Source organism: Nocardioides alkalitolerans DSM 16699 (genome assembly GCF_000426525.1).
GTDB classification, from domain to species: Bacteria; Actinomycetota; Actinomycetes; order Propionibacteriales; family Nocardioidaceae; genus Nocardioides; species Nocardioides alkalitolerans.
In genome coordinates this window covers 1-24,748 of the sequence record NZ_AUFN01000011.1, presented here as the reverse complement: position 1 = coordinate 24,748, position 24,748 = coordinate 1, and the positions used below count along the sequence as shown (strand labels likewise).

Genomic DNA, 24,748 nt, shown 5'->3' with positions numbered 1-24,748 from the left:
GGATCCGCGTCAACCTCGCGCAGCCCGGCTCGCGTCGGGCGAACGACCGGTGAACGGTCGGCCCCCGCCCGCCGAAGGCTCGGCGCCGCAGCGCCCCCTCGTCGTACGACATGGGTGGCGATCCCCACGCACCGCGCCCCCGCCGGTCCGAGGACCGACGGGGGCGCGAGCAGGGTGGGCGGGGGTCAGGCGGGTGTCCGCGACCCGTCGTCCTCGGCCTTCTTCGACTCCTCGGCGAGGGCGGCGATCCGCTCCGCGCTCGGGGGGCCGACGAGGCGGTCGGTGCGGCTCTCGCCGAGCGAGCCGCCGGAGCGCTCGATGTCGTACGCCGACTCCGAGTGCAGCGAGAGGTCGAGGCCCGCGAACTCGGCCTCCTCGTCGACGCGCAGGCCCATGGTCTTGTCGAGCACCTTGGCGATGATCCAGGTCACGCCGAAGGCGTAGCCGCAGGTCGCGAGGATGGCGACGACCTCGCGCCAGGCGAAGTCCCAGCTGCCGCCGAACAGCACGCCCTCGATGCCCGCGGGCGAGCCCTCGTAGCCGATCAGCACGACGCAGAGCGAGCCGACGATGCCGCCCATGCCGTGCACGGCGAACGCGTCGAGCGTCTCGTCGATGCCGAGCTTGCCCTTCCAGGTGCAGGCCCAGGCGACGAAGGCACCGGCGGCGACACCCACGAAGATCGCGCCCAGGGCGTCGACCGCGTCGGCCGACGGCGTGATGCCGACGAGGCCGGCGATGATGCCGGAGCACATGCCGAGCGTCGTCGGCGCGCCGTCGCGGATCTTCTCGACGAGGCAGAAGCCGATCATGCCGGTGGCGCCCGCGATGAGGGTCGTCATCACGGCGTACTGGGCGAGGAAGTTCGCGCCGCCCGCCGTACCGCCGTTGAAGCCGAACCAGCCCATCCACAGCAGGCCGGCGCCCAGGAGCACGAGCGGCAGGTTGTGCGGCTTGGAGCCCATGTTCTTGCGCGGGCCGAGCACCATCGCGAGGGCGAGCGCACCGAGACCGGCCGACATGTGCACCGCGGTGCCGCCGGCGTAGTCGTGCAGGCCGAGGTCGTTGCGCAGCCAGCCGCCCTGCGTGCCCTCGCCGTCGAACGCGAAGACCCAGTGGCCGAGCGGGAAGTAGACGAGCGTCGCCCAGACCGCCGAGAAGACGAGCCAGCCGCCGAACTTCATGCGGCCCACGGCGCCCGAGGCGACGATGGCGACCGTGATCGCGGCGAACAGGATGTAGAAGGCGAACCAGTAGGGGTCGACCAGCTGGGCCTCACCGGGATCCTCGTAGATCCCCAGGAAGCCGAGGTAGCCGTCGGGGTTGCCGATGATGCCCCAACCGCCGACGGAGTCGCCGACGACGAGTCCGTGGCCGAAGAGCACGTAGAGGACGGTCACCGTGGCGAGGGTGCTCATCGTCATCATGATCATGTTGAGCGCGTTCTTGCTGCCCACCATGCCCCCGTAGAAGAGGGCGATGCCGGGGAACATGATGATGACGAGCGCCAGCGCGGCGAGCATCCACGCGACGTCTGCTGCGGGCATGGGTGTGTCTCCTCGGGTGTACGGCGTGAGCCGGTGTTCTCAGTGGTGCGGGAACTCGCGCAGCCACGCTGCGGCGCGATGGCGGTACTTGGCGATGCCCTTGTAGTCGGCCATGTCCTCGGGCAGCTCCGCGATGACGTGGGCGGCCCGGGCCCGCCACGGCTCGACCCGGGCCAGGTCGGCGAAGGGCAGCATGTAGCTGCGGATGAGGAACATGACCGCACCCGACTCGGGGAGCCGGATGAGGTGCTGCACCTCCGTGCGGAGGTGCACGAGGCGCCCGAAGGCGTCGTCGTCGAGGGTCTGGACCATCTCGCGGTCCGGCCCCCACTCGGGGTAGAGCTCGGTGGAGACGTCGAGGCGCCGGCCGATCGTGAGCGTCCAGTTCGTCCGGCGGTAGGTCTCGTTCGGCTGCAGGTTCAGGAGGAACTCGTGGGCCCGCGTGATGACGCCCTCGGCGTGGATCCGCGGCACCGGTCCGTGGATCTCGAGGAACGTCATCCCGACGTCGAAGCCGAACGACCAGTCGGCCGCGAAGGTGACGACGCCGGCGTCGCCGTGCAGGACGCCGTCGCGCTGGTCGAGCAGCACGATGTCCTCCTGCACCTGGCCCGCGATCCACGCCAGCGGCGGGGCCGGCAGCGACGTGGCGTCGCCGAGCGTGAAGACGTGGTCGATCGCGAGGAGGTCGTTGCGCCAGCGGTACGACGGGCGCGCGCCGCCCGGCCCGGTCGGGTCGAGCAGCTCGAGCCCGAACGACTCGGGGCGCGAGAGCGCCAGCTCGCGCATGAGGCAGAGCATCGCGTCCCAGGCCGCGACGTCCATGTGGGGCAGCACGGCGGAGCGCGACGGGTCGCGCTCGAGGATCGCGGCCCGCTCGGCGAGCTCCGCGCCGTACTCGGAGTCGACGTCCACGACGGCGGTGCCCCACTGCCCGGCGGGCGTCGGGACGGCACCCCGGGCCGGCTCGACGTTGGTCGAGTAGCGGTAGATCTCGTTCGGGAAGGGGAACGGGAAGCCGGCGACGAGGTCGGGCGCCGAGATCGTCGCCCCGTCGGTCGCGGTGGGCGGGTGGGTGATCGTCACAGGGAGACCTCCAGGTGGGCGCGGCCCGTGGCCGCGTCGGTCAGCGCGCGCGACACGCAGGCCATGGCGCAGTCGCCGGCGGCCCTCGCGTCGTCGCCGAGGAACAGGTCGCGGTGGTGCACGCCGGTGCTCGCGGCCGGCACGACGCCCAGCCGGCACTCGCCGCAGACGCCCTGGCGACAGAGGTTCGGCACGTCGTAGCCGTGCTCCTCGAGCGCCTCGAGGAGGCTGGTGCCGGACGGCACGGCGAGCGTCGGACCGCCGTCGACGGCCACGGTGAAGGGGTCGCCCGGGTCGAGCGCGTCGAGACCGAAGTGCTCGAGGTGCACGCGGCTGGGCGGCCAGCCGAGGTCGCGGGCGGTGGCGACGACGGCGTCCATGAAGGCGGTCGGCCCGCAGGTGTAGAGGTGGGTGCCGATCGGCTGGTCGGCCAGCAGCGGGCCCAGGTGCGCGGCCAGCGCGGCGCGGTCGCCGAGCACCGTCACGCGGTCGCCGCCGAGCGCGCGCACCTCGTCGACGTGGGCGCCGTACCCCTCGCGGCTGACCTGGAGCAGCTGGACGTCCCGGCCCCAGCGCAGGGCCGAGCGGAGGTGGGAGACGAGCGGCGTGATGCCGATGCCGGCCCCGACGAGCAGGTGGCGGGTGGCGAGCTGCACGGGCGCGAACGCGCTGCGGGGCGCGGTGACGGTGAGGGTGTCGCCGAGGCCGAGCGTGTGGATCCAGGCCGAGCCGCCCGCGGCGCCGGACTCGGGGTCGCACCGCAGCACCGAGATCGCGTACGTCGTCGGGTGCACGCTCTCGCCCGTCAGCGAGTAGGCGTTGGCGAGGCGACGGGCGCGCCCCTCCCCCGCCGGGATCTCGACGACGACGTGGCTGCCGGGCGTGTACGACGGGAGCACGGCCCCGTCAGGCCGGGCCAGGGTGAGGCTCCGGACCCCCGGCACGGTGTCGTCGAGCGCGGCGACGACCAGCGTGAGCCGGGCGCCCGCCGGCAGGGCGGTGGCGGTCAGGGCGGTGGGGCTGGTGGCGGTCATCGTGCTCACGCCGGCACCTCCCACGGCTGGTCCTCGGCGTCGACCATGAAGCCGAGGTGGTGGCCCGTCCGACGCGAGACGTGCGGGTAGACGACGAGGGTGCGCGCGCAGCCGGAGCAGGTGAGGTCCTCGTCGAGCCCGACCGCGGCGGCGGTCGTGGCGGAGCAGTGGACGCACCAGACGGTGCGCACGTCGGCGGCGACGACCCCGAAGCGCAGCTCGTCGTCGGCCAGCCCGGCCCGCACGGCGGCGGCGCGGACGGCGAGGCACGCGTCGGCGGTTCCGGCGACGAGCACGCGGTGGCCGACGCGGGCGGACACGAGGTCCGCCTCGAGCGCGGCGATCCCGGCGGCCACGTCGGCGCACAGGTGCACGTGGAGGGTGGCGGAGCCCGACGCCGCCTGCCAGCCGGCGACGACCTCGCGGACCGCCGTACCCGTCGGGCTGTCGCCCTCGGCCCCGTCACCCGTCACGCCGACGAGCGTGTGGACGCGACCGGTCGGGTCGACGGGCTCGACCTGGGGCGTGTGGGCCCAGGTCGGCAGGCTGGTCTGGCTCAGGCTCACCATGGCGTCCCTCCCCGGGGGCATCGGGTCGTGCGTGGGCTCGTGCGGCAGGTCGTGCGGCGCCGGGCGCCGGAGGTCAGTGGTCCCCGAGGGTCGTCAGTCGACCGCGGGGGTGTTTCGCGGGCGTGAAGGGCGTGTTCCGCGGCGGCGACGGCCCGCGCGACCCCGGTGATCTCGTTCACCCGGCACCGCCGACGTGGGGAGCAGCACCCACGGGCGCGGTGAGCCAGGCCATCGCGGGCTCGCGGTAGTCGAGGAATCCCTTGTAGGCGGCGATGTCGTCGGGCAACTCGAGCACGACCCGCGCGAGCTGGTCGCGCCAGGCCGGCACCTGCCGGATCTCCTCCAGCGAGGTCATGTGGGTGCGGATGTTGAACGTCACCGCCCCCGTCATGGGCAGCCGCACGAAGTGCTCCACCTCGATGCGCAGCTGCAGCCGCCCCCAGTCCTCGTCGCGCACCAGCGCGGGGATGTCGGTGCCCCACTCCGGCAGCTCCTCGAGGCTGACGTCGAGCTTGCGCGTGCCGGACGCCGAGAGCGTCCAGTTGACGCGGCGGTAGACCTGGTCGGCGGGCAGGCGGCGCAGGAACTGCTCGGCCCGCGACGTGATGCCGGCCCGCGTCAGCCCCGGCACGGGCTGGTGGATCTCGTCCATGCTCATGCCGACGTCGAACGACACCGACCACGCCGCCGCGAACGTCACCAGCCCGGCGTCGAAGTGGAGCCGGCCGTCGCGCTCCTTCACCAGCAGCAGGTCGTCGGGGACCTCGCGGCCGAGGAACGTCATCGGGTCGCACGGCAGCGACGCGGCGTCGCCGAGCACGAAGACCTGGTCGGTGCCGAGCGCGTGGTTGCGCCAGTGGAAGCGGTCGCCCGCCGGGGTCGCGGTCTCGTCGAGCTCCATCAGGTGGGGGTACGACGCCGCGAGGTCGCGCAGGTAGTAGACGAGCAGGTCCCAGCACGCCGGCGCCATGCCGGGCATGACGCGCACCCGGGTCGGGTCCGCGTCGAGGATGCGGCGCCGGTCGGCCATGATCGCGCCGTACTCCTCGCCGCCGAGGTCGACGATGTGGGCGCCCCACTCCCCGGCCGCCGTGCGCCGCACGACGCGGGCGGGCTCGACGTTGACCGAGTAGCGGAACTCGGTGAGGTCGTCGGGGAAGGGCCACGGCAGGCGCGCGGTGTGGCCGCGGGTCGGGAACGGGCGCACGGTCGTGACGGTCATCAGAGGTCCACCTCGATCTCGGCGCCGGCGTGCCCGCCACGGGAGACGCAGCTGAGCATCCGGTCGCCGGCTGACTTCTCGGACTCGGACAGGACGAGGTCGCGGTGCTCCAGCGCACCGGACCGCACGGGCACGAGGCACTCCCCGCAGACGCCCTGGCGGCACAGGTTGGCCACCTCGTGGCCGGCGTCGAGCAGCGCGGTCAGCAGGCTGGTGCCGGGCGGTACGGCGAGCCGCTGCCCGGTGGAGGCCACCGTCGCCGTGAAGGGCACCCCGGCGTCGAGCTCGGGCGCCGTGAACCGCTCGAGGTGCACCCGCCCCTCGGGCCAGCCCGCGGCGGCGGCCGCGTCGACGTACGCGTCGAGCATCGGCACCGGGCCGCAGGCGTAGGCGTGCGTGCCGAGGGGCTGGTCGGCGAAGCGCTCGGCGAGCACCCGGGCCGTGTGCTCGACGGTCGTGGCCTCGTGCAGCGTGACGCCGGGTCGGGCGGCGAGGGCCCGGAGGTCCTCGAGGTGCGCGCCGTGGCCGGGTCGGTAGGAGTAGACGATCTCGCAGGTGCCGCCCCAGCGGACGACCGCCCGGGCGTGCGAGAGCACCGGGGTGACCCCGATGCCTCCGGCGACGAGCAGGGCGTGCCGCTGGTCGTGGCGCGGCGCGAAGCTGGAGCGCGGGCCCTCGACCTCGACGAGGTCGCCGACCGCGAGCGCGTCGTGCACCCAGTCGGACCCGCCGCCGTCGCCGCGGCGCAGCACCGAGACGGCGTACCGCCGCGGGTTCACCCCGTCGCCCGTCAACGAGTAGGCGTTGCGCTTCTCCGTCTGGTCGGCCTCGGTGGGCAGCACCTCGGGGAAGGTGGTGACGACGAGGTGGGCGCCGGGCTCGTACGACGCCAGCACGCCCCCGTCGGGCGCCTCGAGCACCACGTGGCGCACCGTGTCGGTGAGCCGGACCACCTCGACCACCCGCAGGCTGCGCACGCCGGTCGCGTACGCCGGGTGGAGGTGGGCGGGGTAGCGCTCGACCGCCCTCTCCACCGCCGGGGCGCTCATGCGAGGTCCCGGGCGCGGGCGTCGGAGGCGAGGAAGGAGCCACGGGACGCGGAGAGGTGGTGGTGGATCTCGAGGTGGCGGGCGCAGCCGGGGCAGGTGGCCTCCCCGCCGTACGGCGCGTGCACCCGGTGGGTGTCGCGGCAGTGGGCGCAGTAGACGGGGAGGTCGGTCGCCTCGCCCGCCGCCGCGGCGGCACCGTCGACGGCGAAGCTGCGCAGCTCGGCCTCGCCCGCGCCGTACGCCCGCGCCAGCGCGAGGCCCAGCAGCACGTCGCACTGGCCGCCGACCAGCATGATCCGCACGCCGGTGCGCGCCGCCGTCAGCGCCGCCTCGAGGTCGGACCGGCCGGCGTCGAGGTCGTCCGCGACCACCAGCCGGGTCGGCGCGCGCCCCTCGGCCGCCCGCACCCAGTCCGCCGCGACCGTGGCCGTGCGGGGCGCGGTGCCGAGGGCGACGACGAGGTACGACGTGCCGCTCGCGTCCACCGGCTCGGGCTCGGCCGGCCACACCGGCAGGCCGAGCACGGGCTCGGCGGTCGCCGGTGTGGGCTGCACGGGTCCGGGCCGCACGGCCTCGACGGTCATGTCCCCTGGCTCCCCGCGTCCGCGCTCAGAGCAGCTCGCCGTCGCGGTGGCCGGTGTAGAAGGCCAGCGCGTACGACGGCGTCGAGAACGCGATCTTGGAACCCTTCGGGAAGAAGATGGCGTCCTTCGCCTTCGCGACCTGCTTCTGCCCGGTGTCGACGTTCTCGAGGAGGAACTCGCCCTCGAGCACGACCTTCATCTCGTCGTACTGGTAGTGGTAGACGAGCGGCGCGTCGGAGGCCTTGAGCTCGAAGAAGCCGCTGCACATCTCGCTGCCGTCTGGGTTCTCGTAGACGTCGCCGATGTAGCCCTCGGACTCCGGGTAGTCCTCCATGCGGGGGAGGCCCTTCCACGCCTCGGGGGTGACGCGGAAGGGGGTCTGCTCGGTGGTGACGTCCACGGGAAGCTCCGATCACGAGAGGAAACGATGTCTGCTCTCATGAAACGTCCCGGGTGTTTCGGCACCAGCGAGCGGGCGTAACGATCACGTTTCCGAGGCCGCGCCCGTCAGACCCCTGATCGTGCCGAGCTGTCGCGTCTGCACGCTCGGAAGGTGCCGAGCTGTCGCGTCTGCACGCTCGGAAGGTGCCGAGCTGTCGCGTCTGCACGCTCGGAAGGTGCCGAGCTGTCGCGTCTGCACGGTGCAGACGCGACAGCTCGCCGCCGTACGACGCCGAGCCGGCACCTCTGCGGATGCAGAAGTGCCGGCTCGGGGGGTCCGTCGGTCGCCTCAGAGGGCGCGGAGGATGTCCTCCACGCGCGCCTTGGCGTCACCGAAGAGCATCTGGGTGTTGTCGCGGAAGAACAGCGGGTTCTGGACCCCGGCGTACCCGGCGGCCATGGACCGCTTGAAGACCACCACGTTCTCGGCCTCCCACACCGTGAGCACGGGCATGCCCGCGATCGGGCTCGAGGGATCGTCGGTGGCGGCCGGGTTCACGGTGTCGTTGGCCCCGATGACCAGCACGACCGAGGTGGAGGCGAGGTCGTCGTTGATCTCGTCCATCTCGAGCACGATGTCGTAGGGCACCTTGGCCTCGGCCAGCAGCACGTTCATGTGGCCGGGCAGGCGACCCGCCACCGGGTGGATGCCGAACCGGACCTCGATGCCACGCTCGCGCAGCTTCTTGGTGAGGTCGGCGACGGGGTACTGCGCCTGGGCCACCGCCATGCCGTAGCCGGGGGTGATGACCACGGAGGTGGCGTTGCGCAGCAGCTCGGCGGTGTCCTCGGCGGTGATCTCGCGGTGCTCGCCGTAGTCGGTGTCGTCGCCGGCCTTGGCCTCGATGCCGAACCCGCCCGCGATCACCGAGATGAACGAGCGGTTCATCGCCTTGCACATGATGAACGAGAGGTAGGCACCCGAGGAGCCCACGAGCGCACCGGTGACGATGAGCAGGTCGTTGTTGAGCAGGAAGCCCGCGGCGGCCGCGGCCCACCCGGAGTAGCTGTTGAGCATCGACACCACGACCGGCATGTCGCCGCCGCCGATGGAGGCGACGAGGTGCCAGCCGAGCGCGAGCGCGACCACGGTGACGGCGATGAGCAGCCACAGCTGGGAGTCCACGACGTACCAGACCGTCAGGACGACGAACGCGACCAGCGCACCGATGTTGAGCAGGTTCTTGCCCGGCAGCACGAGCGGCGACGAGCTGATCTTCGCCGACAGCTTGAGGTAGGCCACGATCGAGCCGGTGAAGGTGACCGCGCCGATGAACACGCCGATGAAGACCTCGGCGTGGTGGATGTCCTCGAGGGCGCCGAATAGCACGGGCGGGTCGAGGTGGCCGTTCCAGCCGACCAGCACGGCGGCGAGACCGACGAACGAGTGGAGCAGCGCGATGAGCTCGGGCATCCCGGTCATCTCGACGACCCGGGCGCGCCACAGGCCGATCGCGGCACCCACCGCGACGGCCACGAACAGCAGCACGATCGCGAGGGCCTCGGCGTTGTCGACGACGAGCACCACGGTCGCCACCAGGGCGATCGCCATGCCGGCGATGCCGTAGACCACGCCCGAACGGGCGGACTCGTGCTTGCTCAGCCCCGCGAGGCTGAGGATGAAGAGCAGGGCGGCGACGATGTACGCCGCGCTCGCAGCGGATTCGAAAGTCATACCGGCCTCAGTCCTTCGAGAACATCGCGAGCATGCGACGGGTCACGGCGAAGCCGCCGAAGATGTTGATGCTCGCGAGCAGGATCGCCACGAACGAGAGCAGCTGGATGGCCAGGTCGTCGGAGGCCATCTGCACCAGGGCGCCGACCACGATGATCCCGGAGATGGCGTTGGTGACGCTCATGAGCGGCGTGTGCAGGGCGTGGTGGACCTTGCCGATCACGTAGTAGCCGATCACCACCGAGAGCACGAGCACGGTGAAGTGCTGCGGGATGGGCTGGGGCGCGAAGGCGTTCACGAGGAACAGCGCGAGCACCCCGACGCCGATGAGGCCGAAGCGGCGGGTGGCCCGCGCCTGCGGCGAGAGCTCCTTCTTCGGCTCGACGGGCTCCGCGGGTACGGCGGGAGCCGCCGCCGGCGCGGCCGACACCTGCACGGGCGGCGGCGGCCACAGCAGCTCGCCGTCCTTCACCACCGTCACGCCCCGCTGCACGACGTCGTCCATGTCGAGCACGAGCGCGCCGTCCTTGCCGGGCGTCAGCAGCTTGAGCAGGTTGACGAGGTTGGTGCCGTAGAGCTGGGAGGCCTGGGTGGGCAGGCGGCCCGCCAGGTCGGTGTAGCCGAGGATCGTGACGCCGTTGGCGGTGACGACCTTCTCGCCCGCGACCGAGCCCTCGACGTTGCCGCCCTGCGCGGCGGCCATGTCGACGATGACGCTGCCGGGCCGCATCGTGGCGACGTCGGCCGCCGTGATGAGCCGCGGCGCGGCACGACCCGGGATCAGCGCGGTGGTGATGATGATGTCGACGTCGGCGGCCTGCTCGGAGTAGAGCTCCGCGGCACGCCGGTCGTAGGCCTCGCTGGTCGCCTTCGCGTAGCCGTCGGACGACACCTCCGCCGCCTCGTCGGCCACCACGACGGGCAGGTACTCCCCGCCGATCGACTTGACCTGGTCGGCCACCTCGGGCCGCGGGTCGGTCGCGCGCACGATCGAGCCGAGCGACGACGCCGCCCCGATCGCGGCCAGACCTGCCACCCCGGCCCCGGCGACCAGCACCTTCGCGGGCGGCACCTTGCCGGCCGCGGTCACCTGGCCGGTGAAGAACCGGCCGAACTCGTGCGCCGCCTCGACGACCGCGCGGTAGCCCGCGATGTTGGCCATCGATGAGAGCACGTCCATCGACTGCGCCCGCGAGATCCGCGGCACCGCGTCCATCGACAGCGCCGTGATCGGTCGCGCCGCGAGCGACTCGACCATCGCGGGGTCGAGCCGGGGGTTGAGCATCCCGACCAGCACCGCGCCGGGGCGCAGGCGGTCCAGCTCCTCGCTCGTCGGCTGGTCGACCTTGAGCACGACGTCCGCGCCCCAGGCCTCACCGCCGGCGGCCACCGTGGCGCCGGCCTCGGCGTACGCCTCGTCGGCGAAGGCCGAGCGCGCACCGGCGCCCGACTCCACGACCACGTCGTACCCCAGGCCCACCAGCTGCTTGACCGTCGCCGGTGTCCCGGCCACCCGGGTCTCCCCGGCGGCGGACTCCGCGACGATCCCGATCCGCGATTGACTCATACCTCGCCCGTCCCTCAGTGCCGGTCACTGCCGGGGGTCCGGTCAGCGCTGGCCTGTGTCCATGACGCCCTCGTCGCGGCGGCGTCGACCGGCGCGGGCGAGAGCCCAACTTTCCGGAACCTAGAGGAGATGCGCGTCACGCGCGAGGGGTGTCCACTGCTGGCGGACTGTGACATGAATTACTTGACATTTCCATGCGCATCATTGTGCGGCTTGAACGAGCGCTCGGGAAGGCTCTGCGGCCCTCCGAACGGCCGCCTCAGGGGGTGCGCAGCGTGAACAGCTCGCCCGGCCCCACGACGTACGAGCGGGTGGTGCTGCCGATCCTGATGGCCACCACCTGGGACGACGTCGTGTCGTTGACGCCGGTGACACCCGTGGTGCCGTCCGGGTTGGCGAAGGCCGCCACCGCCGTGCCCGGCGCGGTGGACCGCACCCGCAGCACCCGCGCCCCGGGCTGGGCGGCACGGGTGACGTGCCCGAGCAGGTAGAGCTCGGGCTGCGCGGTGACGCTCGTGCCGTCGACCCGCAGCAGGCCGCGGCAGGTCCGGCAGCCCCAGCGCGCCCCGGCGTCGATCGGGCCGTTCTGCGCGTCGAGCGCGAGGTTCCACATCATCAGTCCCGACGAGCCGTTCGCGACGGGCACGGCGACGAGGTTGCGCATCTGCCACGCGAACGTGCTCGCCCAGCCGTCGGTCGTGCCGGTGCACTCGGTGATGATGCGGAACGGCGTCGGCCCGTTCATCTGCGTCGGCGCGCCCTCGTAGCAGTGGTAGGCCGACCCGTCGAACGTGCCGGGCGCCGCGGCGACGACCTGGTCGTACGCCGTGCGGTGGCCCCAGTTGTGGTCGCCCGCCCACAGCGCGACGCCGCCCGGGAGTTGCGCGCGGACGGCCCTGCCGAGGGTCGCCATCTGGTCGACGCCCATGGTCATCGTGGCGTAGTCGGAGGAGTGGCCGGGCTCGTTGCCCAGCGTGATCGCACGGAGCGGGACCCCGCGCCGCAGCAGCTCGGCCGACTGCGCGGCCAGCATGGCGCCGTACGTCGGGACGGCCGACGCCGACAGCGCCCCGCCCCGCAGGGTGCCGGTGGTCTTCATCGCGGCGGGCGCGCTCCAGGCCGCGCCGACGACGCGCAGGTCGGGGCGCAGCGGCAGCAGGCCCGTGCGCACGACGTCGATGGCCGCGAGGGCCTCGGCGGGCGGGGTGGCGGTGGTGCCGTCCCAGCCCCAGGCCCACTGCGTGGGCGAGAAGTCCGTCGCGGTCAGAGGGAGGCGCAGGGCGTCGAGGCGCGCTCCGTCGGCACTGTTCGGGTCGAAGAGCAGCCGCAGCGCAGCAGGGTTCTGCGCGAGCAGGCTGACGGAGGCGTCGGTGAGCGCACCACCGGTGCCCCACCACGTCTGCGCGGGGGCGCTCGCGTCGACGGTGAGCGTCACCGTCGGCCGGCGCGTGGTCGTGGTGACGGGGAGCAGGCGGCGCGACGCGTCGGTCGGGGAGGTCACCACGAACGAGGTGGTGAGCGCCGTCGAGCGCTGGGCGGCCGCGGTGCGCGCGGCGGTCTGGGCGGCCGTGGGACGGGCGGAGTCGTTCACCGCCCCCTCCGGGACGCGGGCCTGGGCCTGGGGGTGCAGCAGCAGGCCCGGGGCCAGGAGCAGGCCGAGCGCGGGCAAGAGGGAGCGCGGGGAGAGTCGCAAGGGAGGGTCCTCGGGAGGAGAGGGGACGTGCCCCTCCCCCATCGGCCCGATCGTCCCGGACCTGAGCAGCCCGGACCTGAGCGGCTCAGCGCTCGCAGACCCGGCCGTCGCTGTCGCGGTCGGTGTACCAGTCGTACTCGGGGTCGACGCCGCTGACGTACGGCCCGTAGCCCGCCGCGTTCGCCTCGCCGCACGTGCCGAAGTGGGGGTCGGTGCCCGACGAGCCGCCCGAGGAGCCGCCCGACGAGCCGCCCGAGGAGCCCGAGCCCGACGAGCCCGATGACCCCGACCCGGACGAGCTCGACGCCGAGCTCGCCTGGCTCGCCATCGCCGTGGCGACGGCCTCCTCCACGGCGGCCGCCTGCGCGACCTCCTGGAGCGCGCGCTCCTCCGCGAGGGCGGCGGCGACGGCCTCCTCGACGGCCGCGGTGGTCTCGGCGCGCGCCGCGACGAGCTCCGCCGCGGAGGTCTCCCCCTGCGTCGCGAGCTGCTCCTCGAGCGGGGCGACGGCCTCCTCGACGGCGGTCGTCACCGCCTCGTCGACGGCGCTCTCGACCCGGGCGTCGACCTCGGCGGCCGTGAAGCCCTCCGGCTCCGCCTCGGCCTCGCCGCCGGCACCGATGCCGACCCCGACGAGCAGGCTCACCACGGACGCGGCGATCCCCACCTTGAGCCGGCTCCAGAACGGCTTCCGGCGCGGCGGTCGGTGCATGGCGTAGTCGATGCTCATCGGTTCTCCCCGGGCTGGCGGTCGGCGCCCACCAGTGAAGCGACCCCGGGGCGCCCGCGTCCGGGGATCGCCCGGATCCGCCCCGGGCGGTCCAGACCGGCAGGTCCGGACCGGCAGGTCCGCCCCGTGGGACGGCCCGCCTCAGCCCAGGACGCCGAGGTGGTCGAGCAGGATCCGCAGGCCGATGAGCACGAGGATCGCGCCGCCCACGAGCTCGGCGCGGCTGCCCAGCCTCTCGCCGACGCGCGAGCCAATGAAGACGGCCACGAGCGAGAGCGCGAAGGTGATGAGTCCGATGATGGTGACGGCCGGGGCCACGCTGACCTCGAGCACGCCGAAGGTGACGCCCACCGCGGCGGCGTCGATGGAGGTCGCGATCGCGAGGGGCAGCACGACGGCGAGCGTGAGGGGCGCGTACGTCGCGGCGCCCGCCGTACGCGTGGCGGCGCCTCCCCCGGCGGCCTCCACGTCGTCCTCGTCGTCCGAGAACGACTCCTTGATCATCAGGCCGCCGAGCACGGCGAGCAGCACGAAGGCGATCCAGGGGGCCACGTCGCCGACGACGTCGGCGAACCAGAACGACAGCACCCAGCCGCCGACGGGCATCACGGCCTGGAAGAGGCCGAAGGCGCCGGCGAGGAAGAGGGCGTCCCGCCAGCGGGGGCGGTACATCCGGAGGCCCTGGGCGACGGAGACCGCGACGGCGTCCATGGCGAGGGCGAAGGCGAGCACGACGAGCTCGAGGGTGGTCATTGCGGGTGGTCCTCTCGTAGAGGCCGGTCGAGGTCCGGGTACGACGAGTCCTCGACCAGCACACGTTCACTGGTCGAAGGTCTCGTCCACCACGCAGACCTCGCACCGTCCGCCCGGGGACCGGGCGTCGACACGGGGCACCACGGGCGGGACGGCCGGGCGATGCTCGCCGCACCGGTGGATCCGGTGCCGCAGGTCGTCGCCAGCATGTCGACCGCCCCTGCTGGCTCGCGCCAGCCGGGCTACTCCCCTTCGCGCCCGGAAGCGTACGACATCGGGGGCCGCAGGGGTGAGCCGCCGTTGTTAACGGCGAGTAGGTTGACTCCGTACCGTGAGCGCACTCACACGCACACGGCCGATCACCACGCCCTCACGGGCGCCTGAGGAGGGCAGATGCAGCTGGAGCTGTCGGACGACGACGCCACCTTCCGCGACGAGCTGCGGGAGTTCTTCACGACCAAGGTCGACGAGGACATCCGCACCGTCGTACGCGAGCGGGGTGAGCTCACGAAGGACCAGATCGTGCGCGGCCACCGCACGCTCAACGAGGCCGGGCTCGCGGTGCCGCACTGGCCCGTGGAGTGGGGCGGCCGGGACTGGACCCCGCTGCAGCGCCACATCTGGCACGAGGAGATGCAGCGCGCAGCCGTGCTGCCGCCCCTCGCCTTCAACACCAGCATGATCGGCCCGGTCATCGCGCAGTTCGGCACGCAGGAGCAGAAGGAGCGCTTCCTGCCGAAGACGGCGAACCTCGACATCTGGTGGAGCCAGGGCTTCTCCGAGCCCGACGCCGGCTCCGACCTCGCCTCCCTGCGCACCAGCGCGGTGCGCGACGGGGACGACTGGATCGTGAACGGCCAGAAGACCTGGACCACCCTGGGCCAGTACGGCGACTGGATCTTCACCCTCGTGCGCACCGACCCCGACGTGAAGAAGCAGGCCGGCATCTCGATGCTCCTGATCGACATGACGTCGCCCGGCGTGGAGGTCCGCCCGATCGAGCTCATCGACGGCGGCCACGAGGTCAACGAGGTCTGGTTCTCCGACGTGCGGGTGCCGGCCGAGAACCTCGTCGGCGAGGTCAACTCCGGCTGGACCCAGGCGAAGTTCCTGCTCGGCAACGAGCGCGTCGGCGTGGCCCCCGTGGGCTCGGTGAAGCGCGTGCTCGCCCAGACGAAGGAGTGGGCGGCCGCCACGACGACGGACGCCGACGGCACCACGCTGCTCGACGACCCCCTCGTCGCGAGCCGCATCGCCGAGCTCGAGAACGAGCTGCTGGCCCTCGAGCTGACGGCCCTGCGAGTCGTCGCCAACTCGGCCGACGGCAAGCCCCACCCGGCCTCGTCGGTGCTCAAGCTCAAGGGCTCCGAGCTGCAGCAGGCCGTCTCCGAGCTGGTCGTCGACGTGGCCGGCCCCGCCGGTCTCGGCTCGGGCGGCACCAGCGAGACGAGCGACCTCGAGCAGTGGCAGCGCCGGGCGACCCCGGCCTACCTGAACCTCCGCAAGGCCTCCATCTACGGCGGCTCCAACGAGGTGCAGCGACAGATCATCGCCGGCACCATCCTCGGGCTCTGAGAGGCAGACCATGGACTTCACGTACGACGAGGAGCAGCTGGCCCTGCGCGACGCGGCCCGCAGCCTCCTGACCAAGAGCTACAGCGACTTCGAGAACCGCCGCAAGGCCGTCGGCACGGGCCACGACGGTGACGGCCCCGGCTACGACCCGGCCGTCTGGGGCCAGATGGCCGAGATGGGCCTGCTCGCCCTGCCGTTCTCCGAGGAGGACGGCGGTGTGGGCGCCGGACCCGTCGAGGTCGGCATCGTGGCGGAGGAGGTCGGTCGCGTCATCGCGCCCGAGCCCTTCCTCACCACCGTCGTCCTCGCCGGCGGGCTCGTCGCGGCCGTCGGCACCGACGAGCAGCGCGGCGAGATCGTCGGCGGCCTGGCCGCGGGCGAGCTCGTGCCGGCACTGGCGCACGCCGAGCCCGGCAGCCGCTGGCAGCCGAGCGCCCGCACGGTGAGCGCGACGCAGGACGGCGACACCTGGACGCTCGAGGGCGTGAAGGAGCCGGTCCCGTACGGCGCGACCGCCGACCTGCTCGTCGTCTCGGCGGCGCTGCCCGACGGCGGCACGGGCCTCTTCACCGTCGACCCGTCGGTCGACGGCGTCGAGCGCACCGGCTACCGCACCCCCGACGGCGGCCGGGCCGCGCGCGTCCGGCTCTCCGGCGTCACGGCCACGCCGCTCGGCGAGGCCGGGGCCGACGCGACCGAGGCCATCGCGGCCTCGTACGACGCCACCCGCGTCGCCGCCGCCCAGGAGGCGGTCGGTGCCATGCAGGTCGCGCTCGACACCACCTCGGACTACCTCAAGAGCCGCAAGCAGTTCGGCGTGCCGCTGAAGACGTTCCAGGCGCTGACGTTCCGCGCGGCCGACATGTACGTGTCGCTCGAGCTGGCCCGCAGCCTCGCCCAGTGGGCCACCATGGTGCTCGCGAGCCCGAGCACCGACGCGGCGGAGCGTCGTACGGCCGCCACCCGCGCGTGGGCCCAGGTCTCGCGGGCGGCGCGCCACATCGGTCAGGAGGCGATCCAGCTGCACGGCGGCATCGGCGTCACGGCGGAGTACTCCGTGGGCTCCTACACCGCGCACCTGACGACCCTCGACCACCTGCTCGGCGACAGCCGTCACCACCTCGGGGCGCTCGCCCGTGGGGTCGCCGACTACGACGTGGTCGACCCGATCGGCTGACGCACGACCAGCAGCACCAGCAGCACCGACACGTCGGGGGCGGTGGGACCAGAGGGTCCCGCCGCCCCCGTCGTACGTCGGGGGCCGGGGTCAGTCGACCGTGATGCCAGCGGCGGCCGCCAGCACGGGCGCGAGCAGGTCGAGCTGGGCCGCGGAGATGGTGGCGCCGCGCAGGCCGGCCGGGCCCACGACCTCCTCGAGCACCGCGCCGCGCAGGTCGACGTGCTTTAACGTCGCCTGCTGCACGTCGAGCCGGCCCACGCGGCAGTCGCGGAACCGCACGCGCCGGGCGTCGAGCTGCACCAGGTCGAGCTCGTCGATGCGGCAGTCGGTGAACGCCACGTCGAGCAGCTCGGCCCCGCGGAGGTTGACGAACGAGAGCTTGCAGCCGACGAAGTGCACCCCGCGCCACACGGAGCCGAACGCCTCGAACGACCCCACGCGGCCGCCGTGCACCTCGACGTCGCGCAGCTGTCCGCGCGGCGCGCGCAGGACGGGCACGTCGAGCCGGCGCACCACGGTCTCCGTCATGCGCACCGACGACAGGTCGAGCTCGTCGGCCGCCAGCCCGTCGAGCTCGCAGCCCCGCACCACGCTGCCCCCGCCCAGCTCGAGCAGGGGCCGGCGGACGTCGACGAACCGCACGTCCTCCAGGTCGGCGCCCGGCTCGAGGTCGGCCTCGTCGCCGTCCTCCAGCGCGCCCAGGCGCACCGGGTCGAGCTGGGGGGCGAGCAGGGCGGAACGGCTGCGGGGCACGGATCTCCTGGGGTTCGGCCGGGCCCGCGGTGGACGGGCGCCGGGTCGGTGGGTCTGCGGAGCCGCGAACGTAGCAGCGGCGGCCGACAGTCCGACGACGGTCCGACGTCGGTGCCGCTACGGTCGGCCCGTGGACCTCGACGTCACCCGCTTCGCCGTCGCGCTCGTGGCGCTGACGCTCGTGGTGGTCGCCGTGCTGACGCTGGCGCGGGTACGACGCCGCACCGACGCCGTCGTGGCGATCGGCCGCTCCGTCGTGCAGCTGGCCCTGGTCTCCCTCGTCATCGCCTGGGCGTTCCGCCACCCGGCGGCCGCCGGCGCGCTGCTCGCCGTGATGGTCGTCGCCGCCGGCGTGACCTCGACCCGTCGGATCGGGCTCGGCCGCGCCGTCCTGCCCGTGGCCCTCGTGGCGATCACCGCCGGCGCCGGGGTCGCCGTGGGCGTCGTGCTCGCGAGCGGGGCCCTCCCGGGCGGCGCCGAGACGGTCGTGCCCTTCGCCGCCCAGGTCGTCGGCGGCGCCATGACGGCCTGCTCGCTGGCCGGGGAACGGCTGCGCGACGACGTCGCCGACCGCTGGGGCGAGGTCGAGGCCGGCCTGGCGATCGGGCTCACGCCGCGGCAGTCGGTGGCGGAGTTCGCGGAGCGGGCCGTCACGCGGGCGCTCACCCCGGCCCTCGACCAGACGCGCACCGCCGGCATCGTCACGCTGCCCGGCGCGTTCGTGGGCCTGCTCCTCGGCGGCGCCGAGCCGGCCGAGGCCGCCCTCGTGCAGACGCTGGTGCTCGCCGGCCTGCTGGCGGCCGAGTCGGTGACCGCCGTGGCGGTCACCCAGCTGCTCGCCGGGCGGCTCGGCGCCACGCGGCCGACACCGGCCTGAGCCCGGTCCTCCCCGTGCGGAGCCGCAGCCGGAGCCCGGGCCTACGCCTGCACGGGCAGCGGCACCGTCCACGCCAGGGTCGTGCCCGCGCCGGGCTCGCTCGTGACCCGCAGCTCGCCGCCGAACGCCTGCGCCCGACGGCGTACGTTCCTCAGCCCGCTCTCCACCACCTGCTCCGGGAGGCCGTCACCGTCGTCGGCGATGCGGAGCTCGACGACGTGCCCGCCGTCCGGCCCGGAGGCGTCGACGACCTCGACCGTCACCTCGACCTGGCCGGCCTGGGCGTGGCGCACCGCGTTCGCCAGGCCCTCGCGCAGCGTCGCCAGCAGGTGGTCGCCGACCGTCTCCGGCACCAGCGAGTCGACCGGGCCCCGCACCCGGACGACGGGCGCGAACCCGAGCGGGCCGGCGTACTCCGTCGCGAGCTCGCGGACGTCGCCCCGCAGCGACCGGTCGGCGCGCCGGCTCAGCTCGAAGACGGTGGTGCGGATGTCGACGATGGTGGCGTCGAGCTCGCTCACCGTCGCGTCGATCCGCTCGACGAGGGCCGCGTCGGCCCCGGCGCGCGCGGTCTGCAGCTGCAGGCCCGTCGCGAAGAGCCGCTGGATGACCACGTCGTGGAGGTCGCGCGCGATCCGCTCCCGGTCGGCGAGCATCACGAGCTCCTGACGCTCGGCGAGCGCGTGCGCCCGGTCCAGGGCGGTCGCCGCCTGGGCCGCGTAGCCGGCGAGCAGCTCGACGTCCTCCCGCTCGGGTGCCGCGGTGCCGCGCGGCAGCGACGCCACCAGCACGAGGCGCTCGGTGAGCTGCAGCTCGACGGGCACGACGACGACCGCGCACCCGTCGACGCGGCGCACGGCGGGCTCCGCCTGCACGTACGTCGCGAGCACCGCGGCCCCGACGGACGTGGCGGGATCGGTCGGGTCCTGGCCGCTCCCGGCGGTGGCACCGGCCACCAGCTCGACCGCCTCGTCGCCGACGCGCACCAGGGCCACGGCGGTCGCACCGAGCAAGGGTCCGACGGCCTCGAGGAAGCGGTCGAGCGCGGCCTCGGGGTCCAGCGGGGGCTCGAGCGCGGCCGCCAGCTCCTGGGTCGACCGCAGCCACCGGGCGCGGCGGTCGGCGCGCCGTCGGGCGTCGGCGGCGCCGATCGCGTGGGCGGCGCGGTCCGCCAGCCACTGCAGGCGCTGCTCGTCGAGCTCGTCGTACGGCTCCCTGTCCGACGGGTCGCCGACGTAGAGCACCCCCAGCCGCCGGCCGCCCTCGTCGATGCCCACACCGAGCAGGCGCTCGACCGGCGGGTGCCCGGGCGGGAGACCGACCGACTCCGGGCTCGCGGCCACGTCGTCCAGGCGCAGCGGCCGGTCGGCACGCAGCAGCCGACCCAGCACCCCGCGACCCACCGGGAGGTCGCCCATCGCGTCGACGGCCCGGTCGTCGAGGCCGTGGATGTAGAAGTCGCGCATGAAGCCGTCGTCGTCGAGCACCGACAGCATGCCGAACGCGGCGCCCGTCAGGTCGCAGGCGAACGTGACGAGCCGGCGCAGCACCTCGTCGATCTCGGCCGGGGAGGTGACGAGCTCCAGCACCTCGACGACGTGCGGGAGGAACGCCGGCGGGACGGGCACGGTCGTCGGGGCCGCCGGGTCGGTCGCGGACATACGGTTCAGACTAGGTCGCAGCGCGCCGGCGCAGGCCGGAAATGGGACAGCCCGCAGGCGTGGCCCCGATCAGATCGGGACCGCCTCCGGCGGACAAGGTCCGGAGCGCCTGCGGGCCGGGTGACTGCCCTGGATTGCCAGCGGCTGCGACGCCGCCGACCGCGATTCGGTTCACCGGACGGGGCCCGGGGCTCTGGCCCCAGTGCGTCCGGTGATCGGCACGCGTCGTGCAACGGAGCTGCTAGCGAGCAGCCACCTCACATGTCCTAGAAGAATGCATTCGTCGGACCACCTCCCTTCTTGTGTACGCACGACGGTACGCCTCCCGCGGGGGGTGCTCAAGGGGTTTTCCGCCGACGGTTCCACCGGACCGCGGCGCGGCTCACCGGCGGCGCCGAGCCGGGTTGGACGACCGCGGGACGATGGACCCGTGGCAGCTCCCGCACACCCGTCCGGACCGGTCGTCGAGCCCGTCTCCCCCGACGCCCCGACGCTGCGCGCCCCGGTGATCATGAACCAGGACTGGCGCGACCTGACCTACCTGCACTGGGCCGTCGACCCGGCCGAGGTCGCCCACCGGATGCCCCCGGGCGTGCGCCCCGACGTGATCGACGGCGCGACGTACGTCGGGCTCGTGCCCTTCCGCATGGTCGACGCCGGTCCGGGGCGGCGCAGCAGCGTGCCCTGGCTCGGCACGTTCCTCGAGACGAACGTGCGCCTCTACTCCGTCGACGCCGACGGCCGGCGCGGCGTCGTCTTCCTCAGCCTCGACACCGACCGGCTCGCGGTGGTGCTCGGCGCCCGCGCCGGGTTCGCGGTGCCCTACCGCTGGGCGCGCATGTCGTACGACGCGCAGCCCGCCGCCCGGCCCGACGGCCGCGCCGGGCACGCCGGCCCCGAGGGGGTCGTCCACACCTACCGGGCCCGGCTGCGCCGCCCGGCCGGCCCGGCGACGAGCCACGTGAGCATCCGCGTGGGCGCACCCCGCGTCGCCGACGCGCTCGACGACTTCATCTCGGCCCGGTGGCGGCTGCACACCCGGGTGCTCGGTCGCACGCTCCGGGTGCCGAACGCCCACGGACGCTGGCCGCTGCACGACGCCGAGGTCGTGGCCCTCGACGACGGCCTGCTCGGCTCCGTCGGCCTGGGTCACCTCGCCCGGCGGGCACCGGACCACGTGGCGTTCAGCCCGGGGGTGCACACCGAGTTCGGCCTCCCGCAGCGGGTCAGGGTGCCAGCCGGCGGGTGACCCAGCCGTCGCCCGACCGCTCGTAGACCAGGCGGTCGTGCAGCCGGCCCGGCCGTCCCTGCCAGAACTCGATCGCGTCGGGCACCACGACGTACCCGCCCCACTCGTCCGGCGGCGGCACCTCGTCGACGCCCTCGAAGCGGCGCTCGGCCTCGTCGTACGCCTCCGACAGCTCCTCGCGCCCCGCGACCGGGCTGGACTGATGGGACGCCCACGCCCCGAGCCGCGACCCGCGGGGGCGGCGGTCGAAGTAGGCCTCCACGGCCGCGCGCGGCAGGGGCACGGCGTGCCCGTCGACGCGCACCTGGCGCTCGAGGGGGTGCCAGGGGAAGAGGAGGGCGCAGCGCGGGTCCGCGGCGAGCCCCCGGCCCTTGCGCGACGCGGTGTTGGTGAAGAACCGGAACCCCTCGCCGTCGAAGCCCTTGAGCAGCACGAAGCGGGAGGACGGGCGTCCGTCGGGGTCGACCGTCGCGACCACCATGGCGTTGGGCTCGTGGACCCCTGCTTCCGTCGCCTCGTCGTACCAGCGGGCGAAGAGGTCGAGGGGGTCGGGCGTCAGGTCGCCCTCGGCGAGGCCCCCGCGGGCGTACTCCTCGCGGAGGTCGGACAGGTCGTGGTCGGAGCTGCTCATGGGTCCGAACGTAGCCGGGAGGCCGTCGCCGCGACCGTCGTCGGGACCGATCGACCACTCGGTGGACCTCCCGGTGGTCGGCCGTCGGGGGCCGGGTGAACAATGTGTCCGCTGACACGAGCTGACGAAGGAGTCGCCCATGACCGAGGTCCACCACGGGCTGGAAGGCGTCGTCGCCTTCGAGACCGAGATCGCCGAGCCCGACAAGGAAGGGTCCGCCCTGCGGTACCGCGGGGTCGACATCGAGGACATCGTCGGGCGGGTGCCCTTCGAGAACATCTGGGGCCTGCTCATCGACGGTGCCTACACCCCGGGCCTCCCCCCGGCCGAGGCCTTCAACATCCCGGTGCACACGGGTGACGTGCGCGTCGACGTGCAGGCCGCGATCGCGATGCTGGCCCCGGCGTTCGGCTTCGGCCAGACCTACGACATCTCCGACGAGCAGGCCCGCGCCGACCTCGCCCGGGTCGCCGTGATGGTGCTGTCCTACGCCGCCCAGTCGGCCCGCGGGCTGCACCAGCCCGTGATCCCCCAGTCGGTCGTCGACGAGGGCGCCACGCTGGCCGAGAAGTTCCTCATCCGCTGGAAGGGCGAGGCCGACCCGGCGCACGTGAAGGCCATCGACGCCTACTGGAGCTCGGCGGCGGAGCACGGCATGAACGCCTCGACGTTCACGGCCCGCGTCATCACCTCCACCGGCGCCGACGTGGCGGCGGCGTTCTCCGGCGCCATCGGCGCGATGAGCGGCCCGCTGCACGGCGGAGCCCCGTCGCGCGTGCTCGGCATGATCGAGGCCGTCGAGAAGAGCGGCGACGCCCGCGCCTACGTCAAGAAGCTGCTCGACGACGGCGAGCGCCTCATGGGCTTCGGCCACCGCGTCTACCGCGCCGAGGACCCCCGGGCGCGCGTGCTGCGTCGTACGGCGCGCGAGCTCGCCGCGCCCCGCTACGAGGTCGCCGAGGCGCTGGAGCAGGCGGCCCTGGCCGAGCTGCGCGAGCGCCGGCCCGACCGGGTGCTCGAGACGAACGTCGAGTTCTGGGCCGCGATCGTGCTCGACTTCGCCGAGGTGCCCGCGCCGATGTTCACGTCGATGTTCACCTGCGCCCGCACCGGCGGCTGGTCGGCCCACATCCTCGAGCAGAAGCGCACCGGCCGGCTGATCCGGCCGTCCGCGATCTACACCGGTCCGGACCCGCGTCCGGCCGACGCGGTCGAGGGATGGCAGTCGGAGTGGGCGGACTGACCACCCACCACCCCTGAGCGACGAACGACCGGCCGACACTCCCCCAGGGGTGTCGGCCGGTCGTCGTACGGGAGGCTGCGATCAGCCCGTGTACCAGCTCGTCGTGCCGCGGGCGCCGGCCCAGCTCAGCGAGACGTGCGCGTGGTCGACGTGGCGCAGGGTCGGCGAGCAGGTCGCGACGGCGGTGCAGTTCGCGTGCAGGTAGGGGCGCACCTGGAAGCCGTTCCAGGAGGCCCAGATGCGGTCGTTCCAGATGACGTACATGACGCCCATGCGGCGGGCCCGGGCCGCGAAGGCACCGCTCGAGTCCGTGGCGAGCAGCTCGGTGAGGTAGCGGTAGAACACCTGGCGCTGACCGGCGTTGCGGGCGTCGATGGCCCAGTCGATCGCGCGGCTCTCCTTGTGCTCCGAGCGTCCGCCCGAGCTGCAGGCCCGCGTGATGCCGATGATCCGGCTGCCGTAGCGGCCGGTCAGCTGGTCCGCGTACGCGCGCGTGCCGGGCATGATCCGCGAGGTGCAGCCGGTCTGGGGCTCGTAGGAGGCGAACGGCTCGACGGGCGAGGCGGCGCGCGCGGCGGCGGTCTGCGGCGCCGCGACGGTCACCCCCGGGGCGCCCCCGGGGGCCACCTGCGCCTGGGCCCGGTCCGGCGCGGCCACCAGGGCCGCCAGCACCGCCAGGACGGCGAGGACGACGACGAGGGCCGCGGAACCGCGGCTGCTGGCGCGCTGGCGGCGGATCGAGCTGGACGTGCTGGGCGTGGCGGTGTGCATGGGATTCCCTCCCGGACGGGGTCGAGATGCCCGTTCGGCCCGCACCTCCCCGACCTGAGGAGCCCGAGGGGTGGTCTCGCCGTACGGGACGAGACCACCCCTGGGGGTGGTCTTCCTGGTGCCCCAGCCGCGGGATCAGCGCACCGTGAAGGTCCTCGTCACCGTCGACGGCAGGACGTTGCCGTTGCCGCGGTGGTCGATGACGGCGCGGTAGGTCCCGCGAGGAAGCGCCGGCAGCCGGAACATGTGGTCGACCGTGCGCGGGTGCGACTCCCGGACACCCGAGTACCAGACCCCGCGATTGCCTTCGTACAGCTTGACCGTCATCCTCCCCGGCTGCGGTACCCCGACGGTGCTGGCGCTCCCGTGGTGAAGGCCCTGGACGCGGAGCAGGCCGGTGTAGCGGGGGGTGGATGTCCGCACGAACGACGACCCGACCCATGCCCGACCGCGGTCGACCTGCATGCGGTGCGTGACGCTGAGACCATCACCGGCGCGACCGTCGGTGTCGAGGACGAACGTGGCCTGGTGCGCCCCCACGGTGACCTGCTCCGGGGCGTACGCGAGTCCCTGCTCGGTGCCGCCGGGGGTGTCGTCGTACTCGTAGTCGGTGCGCCGGACGATCCGTTCGATCGTGTTCGTCTTTCCGGTGAGGTCGTCGATCGAGGTGAGCGTGCCGCACCAGCTGGCGACGCCCTCGGCGACGACGTTCAACGCGACGAAGGGGAACTGGGCGGGACCGGCCCCTTCCATGTACGGCCACCGCGTGGGGGCGTTCAGCGCGAGTCGCGGCGCCTCGGGTGCGGTCAGGAGGGAGGTGTCGACCTCGGGCAGCGACAGCTCGACCTGGGACCCCTC

23 protein-coding genes are annotated in these 24,748 nt (G+C 73.7%); 5 read left to right on the top strand and 18 right to left on the bottom strand.

Annotated elements, in window-relative coordinates:
• Positions 1–185: 185 nt before the first annotated feature.
• The 13 genes from K329_RS25150 to K329_RS0106720 form a co-directional block, all read right to left on the bottom strand.
• Complete coding sequence (locus K329_RS25150; protein WP_084541067.1) at positions 186–1,547, bottom strand: ammonium transporter; 1,362 nt, start codon at positions 1,545–1,547, stop codon at positions 186–188.
• Positions 1,548–1,586: 39 nt separating this feature from the next.
• On the bottom strand, positions 1,587–2,633 hold the full coding sequence (locus K329_RS0106775; RefSeq protein ID WP_245596461.1) for a heme-dependent oxidative N-demethylase family protein: 1,047 nt from the start codon (positions 2,631–2,633) through the stop codon (positions 1,587–1,589).
• On the bottom strand, positions 2,630–3,667 hold the full coding sequence (locus K329_RS0106770) for a PDR/VanB family oxidoreductase (RefSeq protein WP_084541144.1): 1,038 nt from the start codon (positions 3,665–3,667) through the stop codon (positions 2,630–2,632). The genes K329_RS0106775 and K329_RS0106770 overlap by 4 nt, the downstream gene beginning before the upstream one ends.
• A 5-nt stretch (positions 3,668–3,672) precedes the next feature.
• Positions 3,673–4,236, bottom strand: coding sequence for a dimethylamine monooxygenase subunit DmmA family protein (locus tag K329_RS0106765; RefSeq protein WP_028472448.1), 564 nt, complete (start codon positions 4,234–4,236; stop codon positions 3,673–3,675).
• Between the two features lie 175 nt (positions 4,237–4,411).
• Positions 4,412–5,458: a heme-dependent oxidative N-demethylase family protein gene (locus tag K329_RS25145; protein WP_052336506.1), complete on the bottom strand. Its 1,047-nt coding sequence runs from the start codon at positions 5,456–5,458 to the stop codon at positions 4,412–4,414.
• Positions 5,458–6,507 carry a PDR/VanB family oxidoreductase gene (locus K329_RS0106755; RefSeq protein ID WP_028472447.1) on the bottom strand — a complete coding sequence of 350 codons (1,050 nt, stop codon included), beginning with the start codon at positions 6,505–6,507 and terminating at the stop codon, positions 5,458–5,460. Before K329_RS0106755 ends, K329_RS25145 begins: the two co-directional genes overlap by 1 nt.
• Positions 6,504–7,091, bottom strand: a complete 588-nt coding sequence (locus K329_RS0106750; RefSeq protein WP_211225764.1) for a dimethylamine monooxygenase subunit DmmA family protein — start codon at positions 7,089–7,091, stop codon at positions 6,504–6,506. Before K329_RS0106750 ends, K329_RS0106755 begins: the two co-directional genes overlap by 4 nt.
• Positions 7,092–7,116: 25 nt before the next feature.
• Complete coding sequence (locus K329_RS0106745; RefSeq protein ID WP_028472445.1) at positions 7,117–7,491, bottom strand: cupin domain-containing protein; 375 nt, start codon at positions 7,489–7,491, stop codon at positions 7,117–7,119.
• A gap of 330 nt (positions 7,492–7,821) precedes the next feature.
• Positions 7,822–9,207, bottom strand: coding sequence for a Re/Si-specific NAD(P)(+) transhydrogenase subunit beta (gene pntB, locus K329_RS0106740; RefSeq protein ID WP_028472444.1), 1,386 nt, complete (start codon positions 9,205–9,207; stop codon positions 7,822–7,824).
• Positions 9,208–9,214: 7 nt separating this feature from the next.
• Entirely contained in the window at positions 9,215–10,774 is a 1,560-nt protein-coding gene (locus K329_RS0106735) for a Re/Si-specific NAD(P)(+) transhydrogenase subunit alpha (RefSeq protein ID WP_028472443.1), read from the bottom strand.
• A 259-nt stretch (positions 10,775–11,033) separates the two neighbouring features.
• The gene (locus K329_RS0106730; protein WP_157571609.1) at positions 11,034–12,467 is read right to left on the bottom strand and encodes a glycoside hydrolase; all 1,434 of its coding nucleotides are present in this window, start codon (positions 12,465–12,467) and stop codon (positions 11,034–11,036) included.
• Between the two features lie 85 nt (positions 12,468–12,552).
• Entirely contained in the window at positions 12,553–13,197 is a 645-nt protein-coding gene (locus K329_RS31435; protein WP_028472441.1) for an excalibur calcium-binding domain-containing protein, read from the bottom strand.
• Positions 13,198–13,338: 141 nt separating this feature from the next.
• Positions 13,339–13,950, bottom strand: coding sequence for a manganese efflux pump MntP (locus tag K329_RS0106720; protein WP_028472440.1), 612 nt, complete (start codon positions 13,948–13,950; stop codon positions 13,339–13,341).
• Between the two features lie 393 nt (positions 13,951–14,343).
• On the opposite strand from K329_RS0106720, the gene K329_RS0106715 reads away from it, so the two are divergent.
• Together K329_RS0106715 and K329_RS0106710 are read left to right on the top strand one after the other, a co-directional pair.
• Positions 14,344–15,525 carry an acyl-CoA dehydrogenase family protein gene (locus K329_RS0106715; protein WP_028472439.1) on the top strand — a complete coding sequence of 394 codons (1,182 nt, stop codon included), beginning with the start codon at positions 14,344–14,346 and terminating at the stop codon, positions 15,523–15,525.
• A gap of 10 nt (positions 15,526–15,535) precedes the next feature.
• Positions 15,536–16,702, top strand: a complete 1,167-nt coding sequence (locus K329_RS0106710) for an acyl-CoA dehydrogenase family protein (protein ID WP_028472438.1) — start codon at positions 15,536–15,538, stop codon at positions 16,700–16,702.
• A gap of 90 nt (positions 16,703–16,792) precedes the next feature.
• Here the strand turns inward: K329_RS0106710 and K329_RS0106705 are convergent, their stop codons facing one another.
• Positions 16,793–17,458, bottom strand: a complete 666-nt coding sequence (locus K329_RS0106705; RefSeq protein WP_028472437.1) for a pentapeptide repeat-containing protein — start codon at positions 17,456–17,458, stop codon at positions 16,793–16,795.
• 130 nt (positions 17,459–17,588) lie between these two features.
• Here K329_RS0106705 and K329_RS0106700 point away from each other — a divergent pair, with 130 nt between their 5' ends.
• Positions 17,589–18,335 carry an ABC transporter permease gene (locus tag K329_RS0106700; protein WP_028472436.1) on the top strand — a complete coding sequence of 249 codons (747 nt, stop codon included), beginning with the start codon at positions 17,589–17,591 and terminating at the stop codon, positions 18,333–18,335.
• Positions 18,336–18,376: 41 nt separating this feature from the next.
• Here the strand turns inward: K329_RS0106700 and K329_RS25135 are convergent, their stop codons facing one another.
• On the bottom strand, positions 18,377–19,996 hold the full coding sequence (locus K329_RS25135) for a GAF domain-containing sensor histidine kinase (RefSeq protein WP_052336505.1): 1,620 nt from the start codon (positions 19,994–19,996) through the stop codon (positions 18,377–18,379).
• Positions 19,997–20,426: 430 nt separating this feature from the next.
• On the opposite strand from K329_RS25135, the gene K329_RS0106690 reads away from it, so the two are divergent.
• Positions 20,427–21,245: a YqjF family protein gene (locus tag K329_RS0106690; protein WP_028472435.1), complete on the top strand. Its 819-nt coding sequence runs from the start codon at positions 20,427–20,429 to the stop codon at positions 21,243–21,245.
• On the opposite strand, the gene pdxH is transcribed toward K329_RS0106690, so the two are convergent.
• Positions 21,223–21,876, bottom strand: a complete 654-nt coding sequence (pdxH, locus tag K329_RS0106685; protein WP_052336504.1) for a pyridoxamine 5'-phosphate oxidase — start codon at positions 21,874–21,876, stop codon at positions 21,223–21,225. The genes K329_RS0106690 and pdxH overlap by 23 nt on opposite strands.
• Positions 21,877–22,015: 139 nt before the next feature.
• On the opposite strand from pdxH, the gene K329_RS0106680 reads away from it, so the two are divergent.
• On the top strand, positions 22,016–23,119 hold the full coding sequence (locus K329_RS0106680) for a citrate synthase 2 (protein WP_028472433.1): 1,104 nt from the start codon (positions 22,016–22,018) through the stop codon (positions 23,117–23,119).
• An 81-nt stretch (positions 23,120–23,200) separates the two neighbouring features.
• On the opposite strand, the gene K329_RS0106675 is transcribed toward K329_RS0106680, so the two are convergent.
• On the bottom strand, positions 23,201–23,890 hold the full coding sequence (locus tag K329_RS0106675; RefSeq protein ID WP_028472432.1) for a VldE C-terminal domain-containing protein: 690 nt from the start codon (positions 23,888–23,890) through the stop codon (positions 23,201–23,203).
• Positions 23,891–24,025: 135 nt separating this feature from the next.
• The coding region (locus K329_RS31220) for a hypothetical protein (protein ID WP_043642536.1) at positions 24,026–24,748 on the bottom strand (723 nt) is incomplete at its 5' end.

Excerpts from the sequence above, each read along its gene's own strand:
- K329_RS0106770 (WP_084541144.1), bottom strand. The coding sequence starts at position 3,667 with ATGACCGCCACCAGCCCCACCGCCCTGACCGCCACCGCCCTGCCGGCG.
- K329_RS0106680 (WP_028472433.1), top strand. The coding sequence starts at position 22,016 with ATGACCGAGGTCCACCACGGGCTGGAAGGCGTCGTCGCCTTCGAGACC.
- pdxH (WP_052336504.1), bottom strand. The coding sequence starts at position 21,876 with ATGAGCAGCTCCGACCACGACCTGTCCGACCTCCGCGAGGAGTACGCC.
- K329_RS25150 (WP_084541067.1), bottom strand. The coding sequence starts at position 1,547 with ATGCCCGCAGCAGACGTCGCGTGGATGCTCGCCGCGCTGGCGCTCGTC.
- K329_RS0106765 (WP_028472448.1), bottom strand. The coding sequence starts at position 4,236 with ATGGTGAGCCTGAGCCAGACCAGCCTGCCGACCTGGGCCCACACGCCC.
- K329_RS0106750 (WP_211225764.1), bottom strand. The coding sequence starts at position 7,091 with ATGACCGTCGAGGCCGTGCGGCCCGGACCCGTGCAGCCCACACCGGCG.
- K329_RS31435 (WP_028472441.1), bottom strand. The coding sequence starts at position 13,197 with ATGAGCATCGACTACGCCATGCACCGACCGCCGCGCCGGAAGCCGTTC.
- K329_RS0106755 (WP_028472447.1), bottom strand. The coding sequence starts at position 6,507 with ATGAGCGCCCCGGCGGTGGAGAGGGCGGTCGAGCGCTACCCCGCCCAC.
- K329_RS0106720 (WP_028472440.1), bottom strand. The coding sequence starts at position 13,950 with ATGACCACCCTCGAGCTCGTCGTGCTCGCCTTCGCCCTCGCCATGGAC.
- K329_RS0106715 (WP_028472439.1), top strand. The coding sequence starts at position 14,344 with ATGCAGCTGGAGCTGTCGGACGACGACGCCACCTTCCGCGACGAGCTG.
- K329_RS0106710 (WP_028472438.1), top strand. The coding sequence starts at position 15,536 with ATGGACTTCACGTACGACGAGGAGCAGCTGGCCCTGCGCGACGCGGCC.
- K329_RS0106675 (WP_028472432.1), bottom strand. The coding sequence starts at position 23,890 with ATGCACACCGCCACGCCCAGCACGTCCAGCTCGATCCGCCGCCAGCGC.
- K329_RS25135 (WP_052336505.1), bottom strand. The coding sequence starts at position 19,996 with ATGTCCGCGACCGACCCGGCGGCCCCGACGACCGTGCCCGTCCCGCCG.
- pntB (WP_028472444.1), bottom strand. The coding sequence starts at position 9,207 with ATGACTTTCGAATCCGCTGCGAGCGCGGCGTACATCGTCGCCGCCCTG.
- K329_RS0106735 (WP_028472443.1), bottom strand. The coding sequence starts at position 10,774 with ATGAGTCAATCGCGGATCGGGATCGTCGCGGAGTCCGCCGCCGGGGAG.
- K329_RS25145 (WP_052336506.1), bottom strand. The coding sequence starts at position 5,458 with ATGACCGTCACGACCGTGCGCCCGTTCCCGACCCGCGGCCACACCGCG.